General features: G+C 70.2%; 2 protein-coding genes. Both read right to left on the minus strand.

Annotated features, from left to right (window positions below; translation table 11 throughout):
* Window positions 1–79: 79 nt before the first annotated feature.
* Entirely contained in the window at window positions 80–1,657 is a 1,578-nt protein-coding gene (locus tag AC1MIR_RS27575; protein WP_480031367.1) for an ABC transporter substrate-binding protein, read from the minus strand.
* Window positions 1,658–1,674: 17 nt separating this feature from the next.
* Window positions 1,675–2,619, minus strand: coding sequence for an ABC transporter permease (locus AC1MIR_RS27580; RefSeq protein ID WP_480031368.1), 945 nt, complete (start codon window positions 2,617–2,619; stop codon window positions 1,675–1,677).
* Window positions 2,620–2,702 lie beyond the last annotated feature (83 nt).

Below are 2,702 nucleotides of genomic sequence, written 5' to 3' on the forward strand. Positions count from 1 at the left end.
GTCACCATTGCCCGCCCCCGGCCCGGGGGGGGGGCCCCGGGCGCGGGCGCCGGGGGCCCCCCCGCCAGTCCGCGACGCCTCAGTTCACGCGCACCCAGCGGATCTCCAGCCAGTTGTCGGGGCGCAGCGGCGCGTCCACATTGCGGCGCATCGCCCAGACCAGCACCTGATGATACATCGGAATGTAGATCATCTCCTCCGTCACGCGTCGCCAGGCCGCCTTCATCATCTCGGCACGGCGCGGCAGGTCGGTCTCGTCGCGCGCGGCGCGGATCATCGCGTCGATCTCGGGGTTGCCGTAGAGCGAATAGTTGAAGATGCCCTCCGGGTCCTGGCGCGTCATGAACAGCGTCTCGAGCGCGTACATGCCGTCGAAGTACGGCGAGTTGAAGCCCATCATGAAGGCGGAGGTGTCGCGCTCCCACAGCTTCGGGAAGTAGCGCGCGCGCGGCATCAGGTTCAGCGTCACGTTGAAGCCGACCTGGTTGAGCATCGCGGTGACCGCCTGGCAGACCTGGTCGTCGTTGACGTAGCGGTCGTTCGGGCAGTCCAGCGTGAAGGAGAAGCCCTGCGGCACGCCCGCTTCCTGCAGCAACCGGCGCGCCGCGGCCTGGTCGAAGGGCAGACGCCGGTCCAGCGCGGCGTCGTAGCCGACATTGCCCGGCGCGAGCAGCTGGCCGGTCGGCGTCGCCAGGCCACGCATCACGCTGCGCTGGATCGCCTCGATGTCGATGGCCCGGTTGATCGCCTCGCGCACGCGGCGGTCGCGGAACGGGTTGCCCCCGCCCTGCTGGCCGTAGCGCAGCTGGTCGTTGCGCAGGTCGAAGCCGAAGAAGATGGTGCGGAACTCGTTCGCACGCTCCACCTTGATGTTCGAATCACGCTGCAGCCGCGCAACGTCCTGCGTGGGCACGTCGATGACGAGGTCGAGCTCGCGCGACAGCAGCGCGGAGATGCGGGTGGGGTCGTTCGAGATCGGGCGCCATTCCACGCGCTGCACGTTGCCGGGCATCTGCGCCCAGTAGTTCGGGTTGCGCTCCAGCACCGTCGTGGCATCCGGCTCGCGCCGGCGCAGGATGAAGGGGCCGGTGCCGTTGGCGTTGAGCGCGGCGTGCGTCTCCTGCCGGGTGCGCAGGTTCTGCGGCTCACGCACGTTGTGCTGCTCGGCCCAGCCGCGATCCATCATGAAGATGTAGGTCAGCTTGTCCGGCACCAGCGGATCGGGCTTGGAGGTGACGAGTTCCACCGTCAGGTCGTCCACCACGCGTACCTCGGCGATGGAGGAGACGAAGATCTGGAACTGCGAGCTGGCGTGCTTGGCGCGCTCGATGGTGAACTTCACGTCGTCGGCGCCGAAGCTCTCGCCGCCGTGGAAGCGGACATTCGGGCGCAGGTGGAAGCGCCAGGTTGTGGGATTCACGATCTCCCACCGCGTGGCGAGGCCGGGCGCGAGGCGCAGGTCCCGGTCGCGGGTGACCAGCGCATCGAACACCATGGAGTGCAGGGTCAGCGTGGTCTGGATGTTCTGCGCCTGCGGATCCATGCTGCCGGCATCGGCGTTGGTGCCGACGCGCAGCGTCTGGGCGGGCGCCGGCTGGGCCAGCCCCGCGGCCAGAACGAGCGCCAAGGCAGTGGCGACGGACGAAAAGCCTCTCATCGTGGTTCTCCCTTTCCCTATTGCAACACGGGGTTGAGCGCGTCGCGCAGCCAGTCGCCGAGGATGTTGACGGCTAGCACGAGCAGCAGCAAGGCGAGGCCCGGAAAGATCGCGATCCACCACTCGCCGGAGAGCAGGTAGTCGTTGCCCACCCTTACCAGCGTGCCGAGCGACGGCTGCGTCGGCGGAATGCCGAGGCCGACGAAGGACAGCGTGGCTTCCAGGATGATCGCGACGGCCAGGTGGATGGTCGCCAGCACCAGAACGGGCGTGGCGACGTTCGGCAGGATGTGGCGCAGCATCACCGCGCCTGGTCCGCGCCCAACGAGGATGGCGGCCGCGACATAGTCCCGCTGGCGCTCGACCATGGTCGCGCCGCGCACGGTGCGCGCGTATTGCACCCAGCCGGTCAGGCCGATGGCAAGGATCAGCAGCGGCACGAGGTTGCGCTCATAGGCCGCCTGGCCGAGAGCGGTGCGTGCGATGCCGTCGAGGATCACCGCGACCAGGATCGCCGGGAAGGTCAGCTGGATGTCGGCGACGCGCATGATCAGCGCATCCAACCGCCCGCCGCGATAGCCGGCGAGCAGCCCGAGCGGCACGCCGATCAGCAGCGCGAGCGCGACCGAGCCGAGCCCGACCAGCATCGAGACGCGCGCGCCGTAGATGATGGCCGAGAGCACGTCCCGCCCCTGGCCGTCCGTGCCGAGCAGGAAGCGGGTGGAACCGCCCTCCATCCAGGCGGGCGGCACGAAGGCATCGCGCAGGTTGATGCGCGTCAGGTCGAACACCGGCACCGGCGCGACCAGCGCCGGCGCCAGGGCGGAGACCACGAAGGCGCGCCGCACCCGCGCCGCGAGCATCGCGGCCGGGGAGCGGCGGAAGTCATGGGCAAGGTCGGAGTCCCAGGCACGACGCAGCGCGCCCGGCCGCGACGCCTCGCTTGCCTGCGCGCCGCTCATTGCCGCACCGCCTCGGCCCCGCCCGCGGGGGGCCGCGCCCGGGGGGGGCGCAGCAGTAGCAGAGCCACCCCCCCGCGGGGGGG

Source organism: Falsiroseomonas sp. RANM36 (assembly GCF_056682175.1).

Coding starts and splice junctions, on each gene's coding strand:
- AC1MIR_RS27575 (WP_480031367.1), bottom strand. CDS start 1,657: ATGAGAGGCTTTTCGTCCGTCGCCACTGCCTTGGCGCTCGTTCTGGCC.
- AC1MIR_RS27580 (WP_480031368.1), bottom strand. CDS start 2,619: ATGAGCGGCGCGCAGGCAAGCGAGGCGTCGCGGCCGGGCGCGCTGCGT.